10 protein-coding genes are annotated in these 15,098 nt (G+C 68.2%); 8 read left to right on the forward strand and 2 right to left on the reverse strand.

Annotation, left to right across the window (positions count from 1 at the left end):
- Positions 1–29 precede the first annotated feature (29 nt).
- Both VD997_05335 and VD997_05340 read right to left on the reverse strand, forming a co-directional pair.
- Positions 30–1,121, reverse strand: a complete 1,092-nt coding sequence (locus VD997_05335; protein HYE61399.1) for an ABC transporter ATP-binding protein — start codon at positions 1,119–1,121, stop codon at positions 30–32.
- On the reverse strand, positions 1,118–2,383 hold the full coding sequence (locus tag VD997_05340; protein HYE61400.1) for an ABC transporter permease: 1,266 nt from the start codon (positions 2,381–2,383) through the stop codon (positions 1,118–1,120). The genes VD997_05335 and VD997_05340 overlap by 4 nt, the downstream gene beginning before the upstream one ends.
- A gap of 299 nt (positions 2,384–2,682) precedes the next feature.
- Here VD997_05340 and VD997_05345 point away from each other — a divergent pair, with 299 nt between their 5' ends.
- The 8 genes from VD997_05345 to VD997_05380 all read left to right on the forward strand — a co-directional run bounded on the left by VD997_05345 (position 2,683) and on the right by VD997_05380 (position 15,028).
- Positions 2,683–3,585: a hypothetical protein gene (locus VD997_05345; protein ID HYE61401.1), complete on the forward strand. Its 903-nt coding sequence runs from the start codon at positions 2,683–2,685 to the stop codon at positions 3,583–3,585.
- Positions 3,509–5,560, forward strand: a complete 2,052-nt coding sequence (locus VD997_05350) for a DNA polymerase Y family protein (protein ID HYE61402.1) — start codon at positions 3,509–3,511, stop codon at positions 5,558–5,560. Before VD997_05345 ends, VD997_05350 begins: the two co-directional genes overlap by 77 nt.
- Before the next feature lie 12 nt (positions 5,561–5,572).
- Positions 5,573–9,763 (forward strand): PHP domain-containing protein, encoded by a 4,191-nt coding sequence (locus VD997_05355; protein ID HYE61403.1) that lies wholly within the window; start codon positions 5,573–5,575, stop codon positions 9,761–9,763.
- A 15-nt stretch (positions 9,764–9,778) separates the two neighbouring features.
- On the forward strand, positions 9,779–11,272 hold the full coding sequence (gene xseA / locus VD997_05360; protein HYE61404.1) for an exodeoxyribonuclease VII large subunit: 1,494 nt from the start codon (positions 9,779–9,781) through the stop codon (positions 11,270–11,272).
- Positions 11,273–11,383: 111 nt separating this feature from the next.
- Entirely contained in the window at positions 11,384–11,632 is a 249-nt protein-coding gene (xseB, locus tag VD997_05365) for an exodeoxyribonuclease VII small subunit (GenBank protein HYE61405.1), read from the forward strand.
- Between the two features lie 25 nt (positions 11,633–11,657).
- Positions 11,658–13,046, forward strand: coding sequence for a prepilin peptidase (locus VD997_05370; protein ID HYE61406.1), 1,389 nt, complete (start codon positions 11,658–11,660; stop codon positions 13,044–13,046).
- A 199-nt stretch (positions 13,047–13,245) separates the two neighbouring features.
- Positions 13,246–13,872 (forward strand): OmpA family protein, encoded by a 627-nt coding sequence (locus VD997_05375; GenBank protein HYE61407.1) that lies wholly within the window; start codon positions 13,246–13,248, stop codon positions 13,870–13,872.
- 199 nt (positions 13,873–14,071) lie between these two features.
- Entirely contained in the window at positions 14,072–15,028 is a 957-nt protein-coding gene (locus VD997_05380; GenBank protein ID HYE61408.1) for a fasciclin domain-containing protein, read from the forward strand.
- The last annotated feature ends 70 nt before the right edge of the window (positions 15,029–15,098 follow it).

Genomic DNA, 15,098 nt, shown 5'->3' on the forward strand with positions numbered 1-15,098 from the left:
CCTATGGGCCCACGTGCCACGATCATGCTTCATGATCGTGTACGGACCTCCCCGCGCCTGAACGAGAGGTCCGGCGGCCGGCAAGCAGCACCCGCGACGGTCGCCGTGCGCCAGACACCAACCCAGTGCTCGGGCTCGACCTCCAGCAGCTCGTACTCGCCAGCGGGGCGTTCGGCCCGATGCAGGTCCGCCGGTACCTGGTGCCACGGCCACCACGCCCGCACGCCGCGCTCGCCACCGGGCAGGCGCGCGGCCTCGGCGGGGTTGTCGACGATCTCCTTGACGGTGACCAGCCGATCGCGCCGGTTTGTCATGCGCGGGATGGAGTTGAGCAGGCCTCGGGTGTAGGGGTGCAGGGGAGCGCGGAAAAGGTCGGTGACGCGGGCGTACTCGACCACGCGCCCGGCGTACATGACACAGACGACGTCTGCGTTCTCAGCCACGACGCCCAGGTCGTGGGTGATGAGGAGCACGCCCATGCCGCGCTGCCGCTGGAGCGAGCGGAGGAGCGCGAGCACCTGCGCCTGGACGGTTACGTCGAGCGCCGTGGTTGGTTCGTCGGCCAGCAGCAGCCTGGGCTGGCACGCGAGGGCCATCGCGATCATCACGCGCTGCCGCATGCCGCCGGAGAACTGGTGCGGGTACTGGTCGATGCGGTTCACGGGGTCGACGATGCCCACCTCCGCAAGCGAGCCGAGCGCGACTTCGCGGGCCTGCTTCCGCGACATGCTGCGGTGCAGCTGCACGGCCTCGATGATCTGCTCGCCCACGGAGTACACCGGGTTCAGGCTGGTCATCGGCTCCTGGAAGATCATCGCGATCTCGTTGCCGCGGACCTTGCGGATCTGGTCGGGGGTGAGCGCGAGCAGGTCGACCGGTGCTCGCCCATTACCGCCATCAAAGAACGCCTGCCCGCGGTCAAACCGCCCGGGCGGGCGCGGCACCAGCTGCAAAATACTCATCGCCGACACGCTCTTCCCACAGCCCGACTCGCCGACGACTGCGACCGTCTGCTGCGGGTACACCGTGAGCGAGAGGCCGTCCACCGCCTGCAGGCGCGGCCCGCCGCGGTTGGCGAACGAGAGCGCGAAGTCCCGCACGGAGAGCAGTGGGGCGGTCATCGGCGCGCCCTCTTGGGGTCGATCGCCTCGCGCAGGCCCTCGCCGACGAAGTTCAGCGCCAGCAGTGTCGAGCCCAGGAGCAGGCACGGGAACAGCAGCAGCCACCAGTTGCTGTCGTAGGAGTTGAGTTGTTCGAGGCCGTCAGCCGCGAGATTGCCCCAGCTCGGCAGCGGTGGCTTGACACCGATGCCCAGGAAGCTGAGGAACGACTCCTGGAGCATCGCCTGCGGCACCGTGAGCGTCGCGTACACGATGATCGGCCCTGCGAGATTCGGCAGCAGGTGCTTGCGGAACAGGCGCGGCAGCGGCACACCCACCGCCCGCGCCGCCTCCACGAACGGCTGGTTCTTCAGGCTCAACACCTGCCCGCGAATGACCCGCGACATCGTCAGCCAGCTCAGGCCGCCGATCGCCACCAGCAGCGTGACCACATCGAGCGTGCGGCGGGCGCCGGTGGACATCTCACGCGCGGGGAGCGCCTCGGCGGCTCGGGTTTCAAGCTGCTTGCGGAGCTCAGTGTCGGCCTCGAGCAGTTCCCGAGCGGCGTCATCGCTGGTGAGGCCGCGCTGGGTCGCGATCGCCGCGGCCTCGACGTGCACCCAGCCGGCCCGCTCCTTGTTGCGGGCCACGTACTCGCCGATGAGGGCATCCCCCGCAACCGCGAGCAGCACCACGAGCAGCACGTATGGCAGCCCGTACAGCACATCCACCACGCGCATCATGAGGGCGTCGGCGGTCCCGCCCGCGTAACCCGCCACGGCCCCGTACACCGTGCCGATGAACACCGACAGCAACGCGGCCGCGAGTCCGATGCCCAGCGACAGCCCCCCGCCCGCCAGGCACCGCAGCAGCAGGCTGCGCCCCAGCACGTCGGTGCCGAGAAAGTACCGTGGCCAGTGCTCGCTGAGCGCCTCCGCGGCAGGGCCGCTGGTCGCGCTGAGAACATTCTGAACGCTCATCGCGTGATCGCGGGCGACGCGCTCGACGACCGCGGCATCGACCACCGCGTTGAGGCGCGCCCGCTGCGTCGGTGTGGGCGTCACCCATGAGGGCGGCAGCCGCCCATACGCCGGCGTTCCCTCGTTGTACCTTGGTCCTGACTTGCCCGCCGGCACGCCGAGCGTCCACGGCAGCGACCCCAGGCACACCGCCAGCATCAGCCCCAGGAACGCCATCCCGATCATCCCGGCCACGCTGCGCGTGAACGGGTTATCCCGCTTCAGCGGCGGCGCGGCGATGGCTGGGACCGACTCCTCGGGCATGGGCGGTCACCATATCGGAACAAAAGAGCCGATCGCGCAAGCGATCGAGTATTCAACCTCAGACTGCCCCCGGACAGCCCACCCGCCCGTTTCCGCCGGCCCACGCTCGCCCTGGCTCCACGTCCCGGGTCAGCCCAGCGCAAAACCACCAAACAAAATCCTTCTCATCCCATTGACGAAGCCCCGTCTATCCGTATCCTAACAAAAGTCGTCCAGCTCGCAAGCTGGCTGCTTGAAGGTACGCCATGGGCTCCCGGGAATCACTCCAAGCCATTCTGGATCAAGGGCTTGTCCGACGTGTGAAGGACACTGACGCCCCCGCGCCAACCGACGCCCCGATCATCCCCACCGGCATCGCCGATCTCGACGCCACCCTCCCCGGCGGCGGCCTCGCCCGCGGCATGACGCACGAGTGGGTCCTCGATGGCCTTGATGGCTTTGGGTACCCCGCCACTCCGTGGCGGTCTTCGGGCGATCAGGGCAGTTCTGAACCTTCAGTACCAAGGAAGGTGAGTAGGAGTCGCCGCGGAGCGGCGGGGTACCCAAGGGCGGGTCACCCAAACCCAGAGGTCTGGCACCCACCTCTCCTGATCCTTACGTACCTGGCCGCGCGTCCGCCGGGGCTGACGGTCTTCATCGGCCAGCGCTGCTGGCCCTGCCCGTGGACGATCGCGAAGGTCGGCCTGGACTTCTCCCGCTGCCTGTTTATCGACCCGCGCCCGGAGGAGCGCGCGTGGGCCATCGACCAGGCGCTCCGCTGCCCCGGCATCGGCGCCGTGGTGGGGGATGTCGAGGGCATGGACATGGCCGATAGCCGCCGACTCCAGCTCGCGGCCGAGGCGGGGCAGACGCTCGGCCTGCTCACGCGTCCCGCGCCCGAGATCAAGCTGCTGTCGGCATCGGGCACGCGCTGGGTGGTCTCGCCGCAGCCTGGGATGAGCGACCGCGTGCGGTGGAAGGTGGAGCTGCGGAGGTGCAAGGCCGCGGCGTTGTGGGCGGCGGCATCGGGCGGGTCGGTGCGTGAGTGGGTGCTGGAATGGGACGAGCGCCGGCGCGGCGTGCAGGTCGTGACCGGCGCGCCGGGCGAGGTGTCGGTGGATGGTGCGGGGGTGCAGGAGGTGCGGCGTGAAGCGGGTGGCGTGCGTGTGGCTGCCGATGTGGCCCGTCGATCTGGCGCGGCGGAGGTCCGCCGCACTGCATGAGGGCGGGCCTCAGGGTGGGCAAGGTCGGCGCGAGGTCCTGCTCATGCAGGTCAAGGCCAACCAGCAGCTCGTCACGGCGTGCTGCGGCCAATGCCTCCGCGCCGGCGTGCGCCCGGGCATGACCATCGCCCATGCGCGGGCGCTGCTGCGCGACCCTGTCGTTGTCGATGCTGACCCGGGGCGCGACCGCCGCTCGCTTGAAAAGCTGGCGCGGTGGATGATGCGGTTCTCGCCCTTCGTCGCCGTCGATCGCACCTTCGAAGATGAAGGCCGCGAGCCCGACGGCCTGCTGCTGGACCTCACCGGCTGCGATCGGCTCTTCGGCGGCGAGCGCTGCCTGCTGGGCCTGATGAGCGCGGCGTTGACGGGCCTGCGGCTGCACCACCGGATCGGCGTGGGGCCGAATATCGCGAGTGCGTGGGCGGGGGCGCACTACGGAGGAGAGGTGGTGACGGTTGTGGGGGAGGCGCCGCCTCTTCGCTCCGAAGGAGCGCCAGAGTGTTGCCACGGGTGGAGCAAGGTCGCCTCTGGCGACCGAGCGGAACCCGTGGTGACGGGTGAGAAAGTCGGGAGCCCCGAAGGGGCGAAGGCCTCAAGTTTGGAATCCAGCGCCCCTTCGGGGCTCCAATGCTCAGCGCCCATTACCACGGGTGCCCGGAGGACCGGGGCGCGAAGCGCGTCCGCTCGGTCGCAAAGCCGACCGTCGCTCCACCCATGGCAACACTCTTCTGCCCCTTTGGGGCAAAGAGAGGCGGCAGAGGCCGACCTCACCACCTTCTTCTCCCCTCTCCCCACCGCCTCCCTCCGCCTTCCCGCGAACGTGCTCCACGCCCTTGAGGAGCTCGGCCTCGAGACCGTCGCCGATGTCCTGAAACTGCCGCGCATCTCCCTGCCCTCGCGTTTCGGGCGCATCCTGCTCACGCGTATCGACCAGGCGTTCGGGCGCACCCCCGAGTCCTTCACGCCTCTCACGGTCGAGCCGCCGCTCGTGCTCGAGCACGTGCTCGAGGGCCCGACCACCAACCCCGAGGCGATTGAGATCGTCACACGCGAGCTCCTCCGCGGCCTCGCGCAAGAGCTCGCCCGCCGCGAGTCGGGCGTCACGCGCCTGTGCCTCCAGATCGACCGCGTCAAGGAGGACTGCCGCGGCGTTGAGGTCGCGGAAGAAGCCCTCACCCTCAGCCGCCCCTCGCGCAACGCCAAGCACCTGTGGACGCTGCTGCGCCCGCGTGTGGAGCGGCTGCACCTGGGCAACGGCGTCGAGCGGGTCGCGCTGATCGCCAAGCGGCAGCGGCGCGTGCGCCACCGGCAGGTCACGCGTGATGATTCCATGCCCGGGCGCGGTGCCGCAGGATCAGACGAGAGCCTTTCGCAGGCCGCGGGCGAGCTGATCGATGCGCTGGTGAACCGCCTGGGCGAGGACCGGGTGCTGCGGGCGATGCCGCGGAACTCGCACCTGCCCGAGCGGGTGGAGGCATACGAGAAGATCGTGGATGAAGACAAAGGAGCCGATCGCGCGAGTGATCGGGGTGATCTTCTGGCCGCTTCCCATCAAAGCACAAAGCATCGATCGCTCGCGCGATCGGCTCTTTTCTGGTCCACCTCGCCACGCCCCAGCGTGCTGCTCGATCCGCCGCAGCACATCGAGGCGATCGCCGTGGTTCCTGATCGCCCGCCCTCGCGCATCACTTGGAATGGCGAGGACCACCTGATGATCCGCGGCATCGGCCCCGAGCGGCTGAACGAGGAGTGGTGGAAGGTCGCCCGTGCCACCGAGATGTCTTCATCTCGGTGTTCCTCAGAGACAGCGGTGCTCCCCACCAATCGGCGCGTCGTCAGCCGCACCATTGCCCCCGCGCCGGCTTCCACTGTCTACCGCGACTACTACCGCATCCAGGACAAGGCCGGGCGGTGGCTGTGGGTGTTCAAGGAGTCCGAGTCGGGCCGCTGGTTTGTCCATGGAGTGTGGGCATGACGGAGCTAACGCATGCCTGAAACCCCGATCCACAAGATCCGCCCGCACCCCGCGAAGAACCCCGAGTCACTCGGCAGCGCCGTCACCTACGCGAGCGGCCCTAGGTACGCCGAGCTTCAGGTTGCGAGCAACTTCTCGTTCCTGCGGGGGGCGAGTCACCCGGACGAGCTCGTCGCCCAGGCCGCGGCCATGGGCTGCTCGGGCATCGCGATCACCGATATCAACACGCTGGCGGGCGTGGTGCGGGCCCACATCGCGGCCAAGGAGGTGGGCATCGGCTTCGCCGTGGGCTCGTGGATTGTGCTGGGCGACACGGAGCGCGGCAAGGCGCTGGAGTCTGAAGGCGGAAGTGGCGAAGTGGCAGAGTGGCAAAGTGGCAAAGTGAAAGAGGAGGACTGGTCTTCCAAGTCTTCACTCTGCCACTCCGCCACTTTGCCACTCAGCCACTTCCTCCTCTACCCCACCGACCGCGCCTCCTACGGCCGCCTGTGCCGGCTGCTCACCCGCGGCAAGCGCAAGGCCATCAAGGGCCACTGCCGCCTCGAGCTCGACGACGTGCGCGAGTTCAGCGAGGGGCTGCTGTGCATCGCCATCCCGCCAGCGGACCTGGAGAAGGGCGGGCCGGCGGATGGGCTGCGCCGACAACTGGCGACGCTGCGGGGCATCTTCGACGCCGACCGGCTTTCGCTCGCGACCTCGTGCATCTTCGGACCCGACGACCACGCGCGCCTGGAGCTGATCGCGGACGTCGCGCACGACGCCCGCGTGCCGCTCGTGGCCACCAATGACGTGCACTACCACGTGCCCTACCGGCGGGCGCTGCAGGATGTGCTCACGTGCATCCGCCACACGACGACCATCGACCGGGCCGCGCACCTGCTCTTCCCGCACGCGGAGCGGTTCATCAAGGGAGCGTGGGAGATGTCGCGCCTGTTTGGCCGTTACCCGCAGGCGATCGACCGCACGATGGAGGTCTTCGAGCGTGCCCGCGAGTTCTCGCTCGATCAGCTCCGCTACGAGTACCCGCAGGAGGTCTGTCCGCCGGGCAAGACGCCGATGAGCTACCTGCGTGAGCTGACGTGGAAGGGCGCGATGGAGCGCTACAAGCGCCCGCCCGAAGACCGCGGGCTCATCGAACCCGGCGGCGCGTGGACCAGTGAGCCGGCGGGCGAAGTGGGGGAGGTGCGGAAGAAGACGAGGAAGAAGGCACGCAAGGGCTCGAGTTCCGAGAGCCCCTCCCCGAGGGAGGGGTTGGGGTGGGTTGGAGAGGCTGGCGATCAACAGCAGTTGCATGTCGCAGCTGCTGCAGGCGAGGCGAGCGAAGAGCCGCCGCGGAGCGGCGGGGTACCCAGTACTGAAGACCTCCCCGTCTCCGGCGTCGCCGGCTTAAAACCCTTCTCCTACATCCCCAACGACGTCCTGCTCCGCATCGAGCACGAGTTCCAGCTCATCGAGGAGCTCGGATATGCCAAGTACTTCCTCACCGTCTACGACATCGTGAAGTACGCGCGGAGCAAGGGCATCCTCTGCCAGGGGCGCGGGGCCGCGGCCAACTCGGCCGTGTGCTACTGCCTGGGCGTCACCAGCGTGGACCCCGACCGCATCGACCTGCTCTTTGAGCGCTTTGTGAGCAAGGAGCGCAACGAGCCGCCCGACATCGACATCGACTTTGAGCATGAGCGGCGCGAGGAGGTCATCCAGTACATCTATGAGAAGTACGGGCGCGACCGGGCCGCGCTCACGTGCGAGGTGATTACTTACCGCGGGCGCTCGGCCGTGCGCGAGGTGGGCAAGGCGATGGGGCTGTCGCTCGACTGCGTCGACCGGCTGGCCAAGCAGATCGACTGGTGGCAGAAAGGCCCGCCGCGGGATGAGCAAATCAGGTCGCAAGGGCTGGACCCCGAGGACCCCACGATCAAGCAGGTAGCGGAGCTGACCAACGAGCTGCTCGGCTTCCCGCGCCACATCTCGCAGCACGTGGGTGGCTTCGTGATCACGCAGGGGCTGCTGGAGGAGACGGTCCCGATCGAGAACGCGGCCATGCCCGACCGCACGGTGGTGGAGTGGGACAAGGACGACATCGACGCGATGGGCATGCTGAAGGTGGACTGCCTGGGGCTGGGCATGCTGACGGTGATCAAGAAGGGTTTTAAGTTCCTGGAGGCGGGGCTGAGCGCGGGGGAGTTGGTTGATGCTGCGCGCCCCGGATCAGCGGGGACTCTCCTGAGCCCCATAGGGGCGGCTTTTAGTAGCCCCGGGTGGAGCGAGCGTGAGCGAGCGGAACCCGGGGTTGGGTTTCGCCCCAACGGGGCGCCAGAGTGTTGCCACGGGTGGAGCGAGCGTGAGCGAGCGGAACCCGTGGTGGATGCGGAGGACATCGGGAGCCCCGAAGGGGCGACGGATGAAAGCGCAACCGAGCCAGAGTCCGCCGCCCCTTCGGGGCTTCACAACCTTGGGCCCGGCACCACGGGTTGCGCTCGGTCGCAAAGCCGACCTTCGCTCCACCCGTGGCAACACTCAAACACCCCTTCGGGGCGGGGAACTGCCCTTGAGAACGGGCGTGCGGAGAATCCGGCCGACGCTCCCCCCTCCGGCCTCAACCTCGCCTCCATCCCCCAGGACGACCCCGCCGTCTACGAGATGTTCCAGCACGCCGACACCGTGGGCGTGTTCCAGATCGAATCCCGCGCCCAGATGTCCATGCTGCCGCGTTTGAAGCCCAAGACCTTCTACGACCTCGTCATCGAGGTCGCCATCGTGCGGCCCGGGCCCATCCAGGGCAACATGGTCCACCCTTACCTTCGCCGGCGCATGGGGCTGGACAAGTGGGACTTCCCCTCGCCGGAAGTCAAAGACGTGCTTGGCAAAACGCTCGGCGTGCCGCTCTTCCAGGAGCAGGCAATGAAGCTCGCGATCGTCGCGGCGGGGTTCACACCCGGCGAGGCGGACCAGCTTCGCCGCGCGATCGCCGCGTGGAAGAAGCGGCCGGGGCAGCTCGAGCTCTTCGGCGACCGGCTCATCTCGGGCATGCTCCGCAACGGCTACTCGCGCCAGTTCGCGGAGCAGTGCTACCAGCAGATCCAGGGCTTCAGCGGCTACGGCTTCCCCGAGAGCCATGCCGCGAGCTTCGCCCTGCTCGTGTACGTCTCCGGCTGGCTCAAGCGCCACCACCCCGCCGCGTTCTGCGCCGCCCTCATCAACAGCCAACCCATGGGCTTCTACGCCCCCGCCCAGCTCGTCCGCGACGCCAAGGAGCACGGTGTTGAGGTCCGGCCGGTCGATGTGAACCTCAGCACGTGGGATTGCACCTTGGAGCCGAAGTGGCAAAGTGGCGAAGTGGCAAAGTGGCAAAGTGAGAATGCCCTGCCTTCCACTTTGCCACTTTGCCACTCTGCCACTTCGCCACTTTCCTTCGGCCTCCACGGGCCCGCCCTTCGCCTGGGCCTCCGCCTCATCTCCGGCTTGCGCGAGGACCATGTCAACGCCATCTCCGCGGCCGTGAAACGGCACGGCCACTTCAAAACCATCCACTCCCTCTGGATGGCCGCGCAGGTCCCCGTCGCCACGCTCCGCCGCCTCGCCAGTGCCGACGCGTTTGGCTCGATGGGCCTCTCACGCCGGCAGGCGTTGTGGGAGGTCCGCAACCTGCGTGACGAGCACCTGCCGCTGTTTGACGCCGTCGCTGCTCCTCCACTCCTCCGCTCCTCTACTCCTCCACTCGACCACACCGACCCGCCCCCCGCGACAATCCCCCTCCCCCAGCAGCCCCCCGACCGCGCCGTGCTCCAGGACTACGCCGCGATGGGGCTGTCCCTGAAGGCCCACCCGATTTCCTTCCTGCGCGACGCCCTCGACGGCGCCAAGGCGATCAAGAACGAAGTGCTCAGGGACACGAAACGGACGCCGCAGGGCAGGCGCGTCTCGGTCGCAGGGATCGTGCTCGTCCGCCAGCGGCCCGGCACGGCCTCCGGCATCGTCTTCATGACCATCGAGGACGAGAGCGGCATCGCCAACCTCATCATCCGCCCGCACATCTTTGAGAAGTTCCGCAAGGCGGCCCGCCACAGCGTGTGCGTGCTCGCGACCGGCACCGTCGAGCGGCAGGGCGAGGTGATCCACGTGCAGGTGCAGAAACTCCAGGAACTCTCCGAGGCACTCAAGCGGGACGTAGGGCTGTCGAGCATGTCGCGGGACTTCCACTAGAATCACACGGAAAGCATGTCGCGATCTCTCTACAACCTGCCCCCTATTGCCCCGCCGCCAACGGGCCCCACCAACGGCGGCGGGCGCTCGCCCGAGGCGTCGATCTCCGTCACCGAGCTGGCGTCGAAGATCGAGTCGGCGCTGCGCCTTAGCACGCCCGCGTCCATCCGCTTCCACGGCGAGGTCACCGGCTTCACCGAGCGCACGCACTGGTACTTCAACCTCAAGGACGCGAACGCGGTGGTCTCGTGCGTGATGTTCCAGACCGCTGCCCGTCGAACCGGGTTCGTGCCGCGGGATGGGCAGCAGGTGATCGCCAGCGGGCGCGTGGAGTTCTACGCAAAGACGGGGCGTGTGTCGGTCATCCTCAATACGCTGGAGCCGGCGGGGCTGGGCAGCCTGGAGCAGGCGCTCAAGGCCCTGATGGAAGAACTGCGGCTCCAGGGCTACTTCGCGCCCGAGCACAAGGTGGCCCTGCCCACGTTCCCGCGTCGTGTGGCGGTGATCACCAGCCGCACGGGAGCCGCGCTGCAGGACGTCATCGTCACGATGCGGAAGCGCTGCCCGGCCGTTGGCGTGCTGCTGTGCGACGTGCGCGTGCAGGGCAGCGCGGCGGCGCCCGAAGTCGCGGCCATGATCCGGCATGTGGACGCGAACGCGGAGGCGCTGGGCGTCGACGCCATCATCCTCACCCGCGGCGGCGGCTCGCTCGAGGACCTGTGGGCCTTCAACGAACGAGAGGTGGCCGATGCGGTGTTCGCGTGCCGCCTGCCGATCGTGGCCGCGATCGGGCACGAGACGGACACGACTATTGCGGAGCTGGTGGCCGACGAGCGGTGCGCCACGCCCACGCAGGCCGCCATGCGGCTGACACCCGACACCGCCGCGCTGCTCCAGCAGGTCGATTCGCTGGGCGGCCAGCTCACCACGAGCCTCCAGCGGATGGCAAGGTTCGAGCGCCAGCGGCTCGTTGGCGCTGCCCGCCACCCGTTCTTCATGAACCCGCGGGCGCTGATCGAGCGTGCCCGCGAGCGGCTGGTGAGCGCCGAGGAGTGCCTGGGCGAGGCTCTCTCCAAGAGAATCACCGCTTTGCGGCACCGGACCGAGCAGCTCGGGGCACGCCTGGAGCGCAACAGCCCTGCAACCGTGCACACCCGCATCGTGTCGCGCGTCGCCGCGAATGAGCAGCGGCTGGCTCGGGCGCTGCAGGTCCGCGTGCAGCAGAGCCGCGCGACCATCGACGGCGTCGAGCGGCACCTCGGTTCCGTCAGTCCCTTGCGGATCCTGGACCGCGGATTCTCCGTGACGATGACGCTCGATGGACGGGTGGTGCGGTCCCCAGCGGATATCAGCCCCGGCGAGGTGATCGAGTCGCGCGTGAAGGGCGGGACGGTGAGGTCGGTGGTGGGGGAGAGGGATGCGGTTGCGGCGCCGGCTGCTGTGCCGCCGGCAGTACCGGCGCGCAGGAAGAGCGGTGCAGGCCCAGCGGGGCCGGGGCTCTTCGGGTGATCGTGCGTCGCCGCCAACCCGGGGCTTCGGTCGAGGCGACCTCAGTCCCGGCGTCGTGTGGCTGGCGGCTCAGTCCCGGCGTCGTGAGAGGCATGCTACTTTGAGGCACCCGTGAGCCAGCAAACCAACCAGCCCGACGCAAGCCTGACCTTTGAGGAGGCCCTCGCGCGCCTGGAGGAGATCATCGAGCGGATCGAATCGGGCGAGGTGGGGCTGGAAAAGGCCATCGGCGAGTACGAGCGGGGGGTCGTCCTCATCCGCCGCTGCAAGGACATTCTCCAGAAAGCCGAGCAACGGGTCGATGAACTGACGCGGCCTGCGTCGCCGCCGCCACCGCCCAACCCCTCGGGCGGGGCGTAACCGAAGCTGGAATCAAGACTTGCTGATGCTGGGCATGGATGCGCTGCAGAGGATCGAGCTGATGGGCCAGATCGTGGCCGTGCTGTTCGTCATGGCCTTTGGCGCCTGCATCGGCTCGCTGCTGAACGTGCTGGTTTACCGGCTGCCGCTTGGGCTGGACGTAGTAACCCCCACATCCCGGTGCCCGTCATGCGAGACGTACCTCACCTGGAGGGAGAACATCCCGGTCTTCGGCTGGCTGCTGCTGCGCGGGAAGTGCCGGTTCTGCCGGTCACCCATCAGCCCCGAGTATCCGCTGGTGGAGGCGTTCGTCGCGGTGCTGTGGGCGGCGGTGTTCCTGGTGCTCTACGCCCAGGACGGCTCGTTCCTGGGGATCAACTTCGGGGCGGTGCAGCCGGAGTGGGGCAAGGGCGGTTTCGTCGCGACGTGGCCCATTTTCCTGACGGTGCTTTGCCTGTTCTCGTGCCTTGTGGCGATGACGCTCGTCGACGCCAAGACCTGCTTTATCCCCATGCAGTTGACGACCACGCCGGTGGTGTTCGCGGTCATCGCGCATCCGCTTGCGGCGTTATGGGTTGAGCACCGCTACGGCAAGCTGCCGTACGCGGCGCCCGGGCAGGTGTGGTCGATGTGGACCCCCGGGCACCAGGGGTGGTGGTGGATCGGGGCGTCAATCGGCGGGGTCGCGGGGCTGGTGATCTCCAACATCCTGCTGCACAAGAAGTTGATCCGCCGCAGCTTCGCTGATTACGAGGCATGGGAAAAGGAGCAGGTCGAGCAGCAGCGGTTGGAGGCCGAGGCTGCTGCCGCTGCCACGCCGACCTTGCCGGAGGGCCAACTAGAAAACCCCGGCCCGAAAGCCGGTGCCACGCCGCACCCGACCGACCTCTGGATTCAATATCCGCACGCCCGCCGCGAGATGCTCAAGGAGCTCGTCTTCCTGGCCCCCGCGATCAGCCTCGCGCTGCTGGGAGGCGCGGTGGCAATCCGGCTTGCGGGGCCTATGGAGCAAAACGGATTCGGCGGCGTCACCTTCGCTCACCAGGCCCCGCTGTGGCTGGTGGTGCTGAGCGGCGTGTTCCTGGGGTACCTGATCGGCGGCGGGATCGTGTGGCTGACGCGCATCCTCGGCACGCTGGGCTTCGGCAAAGAGGCGATGGGCCTGGGCGATGTCCACATGATGGCCGCGGTCGGCGCCTGCATCGGCTGGACCGACGCGGTGCTGGGCTTCTTCGGCGCGGCCTTCGTCGGGACGCTCTTCGCTATCTTGGGCGTCATCTTCTCCGGCGCGTTCAAGCGGGCGATGCCCTTCGGGCCGTACCTGGCGATCGGGACGGTGCTCGTGTGGTTCGCCAAGCCGGCGGTGGAGGCGCTGCTGAGCTTCCTGGCCAAGGGGCCGGTGAACCTGCCGTAAGAGCAGGCTGCCGGAAACCGGCCACAAGCGACAGAAATCGACGGACAACCTGTCGTTTGCGGCTGTCAGTTGGTGCGCAAAATCGCCGCGCAAATCGTGGGCCGCAGAGCGCGGAAGTTGCCGATAGGATGGTCGGCGCGCCCGGGCGGAGGTGCCCGCGGCTTCAACGGACTGAACCGTACAACGAGAAGGGATTGTCATGCAGGTGCTTCGTCGCGGTGGGATGCTGCTGGTCGGGATGATCGGGCTCGCCCTGTTCGTCGGTGGTTGCTCCAAGAACAAGCAGGCGGACCTGACGGCGCAGGAGAACGCCGAGCTCCGCGAGAAGATCGCGGCCCTGGAAGAGGCCAACCGCCAGGCCGCCGTGCGCGACGCCGAGCGCAACCAGATGACCGACAACGGCGGCTGGGAGCCCGAGCCGGCCCCGCGCAACGTTCGCGGCGGCGGCACCCCTGTGTTCACCGACAACGAGCAGGGCCAGCCCCAGGCGACGATCGCCGGCGACGTGCTCTTCGCCAGCGGCTCGGCCACGATCAAGGCCGACGCCCGCAAGACGCTCGACCGCGTCGCGACCGAGATCAAGCGTGACTACGCGGGCGCGACTGTTCGCGTGGAGGGCTACACCGACAGCGACCCGCTGGTGAAGACCAAGAAGCAGTGGGGCACCAACGAGAAGCTCAGCCAGGCCCGCGCCAACGCCGTGAAGACCTACCTGGCGAACAAGGGCATCAAGAGCAGCCGCATCGAGGCGATGGGCTTCGGCTCGGCCAAGCCCAAGGCGACCAAGGCCCAGAGCCGTCGCGTCGAGATCATCATCGAGCAGTAATCCACCGAGCGTCACGCTCCGGTGATTGGTGAACGAACAGACGCCGACCGAAGGGTCGGCGTCTGTCATTTTGTGGACTCTGCAGAGGCCGGTGAATCTGGCCTACCGCGGCCGCGAAGCAAGCGTGCCGGGCCCCGTTCAGCGGCCCGGATCCAAACACGCTGCGGGCCGTCGCCCGCACACAACTCAGGAGTATGTGATGAAGGCTTGCATGGTCATGGTGGCCGGGGTGTCCGCTGCGCTGGTGGCGCCGGTGTTCGGTCAGTGCGAGAGCACGGAGAGCGCGCCGACGGTGATGCTGGCGGCGCACGAGCAGCCCGCGGGTAAGAAGGACGCCAAGGCCGCGGACATCGTGGACACGGCGGTGGCGGCGGGCAGCTTCAAGACGCTGGTCGCGGCGGTGAAGGCCGCGGGGCTGGCGGAGGCGCTCAAGGGCAAAGGGCCGTTCACGGTGTTCGCGCCCACGGACGAGGCGTTCGCGAAGCTGCCCAAGGGCACGCTGGAGTCGCTGCTCAAGCCTGAGAACAAGGACAAGCTCGCGGCCATCCTGAAGTACCACGTGGTGCCCGCCAAGGTGCTCGCGGCGGACGTCAAGCCCATGGGCGCTGACACGCTCAACGGTCAGCGCATCGACGTGACGGTGAAGGAGGGCAAGGTCAGCGTCGACAAGGCCAACGTCATCGCGACCGACGTCGTGTGCACCAACGGCGTGATCCACGTGATCGACAGCGTGATCCTGCCCAGCGACAAGAACATCGTCGAGACCGCCGCGGCCGCGGGCAGCTTCACCACGCTCGCCTCGCTGCTGGAGAAGGCGGGCCTGGTGGACGCGCTCAAGGGTGAGGGGCCGTTCACGGTCTTCGCGCCCACCGACGAGGCGTTCGCAAAGCTGCCCAAGGAGACGGTCGAGAGCCTGCTCAAGCCGGAGAACAAGGACAAGCTCGCCGCGATCCTGAAGTACCACGTGGTGAGCGGGCGGGTGTTCAGTGACGCGGCCGCGAAGGGCGCGAACGTCGCCACGCTCCAGGGCCAGAAGGTCCAGACCAAGGGCAAGGACGGCAAGGTGACGGTGGAGGGCGCCACGGTGACGGCGGCGGACATCGACGCCAGCAACGGCGTGATCCACGTGATCGACACGGTGATCCTGCCCAAGTGATCTCTCCTTTGTAGACGCCGGCGGGGCCACCCGCCCCCCGGCGTCATTTGTTAGTGAGGGGGCCCGGCAG

This window comes from Phycisphaerales bacterium, from assembly GCA_035627955.1.
Taxonomy (GTDB): Bacteria; Planctomycetota; Phycisphaerae; order Phycisphaerales; family UBA1924; genus JAEYTB01.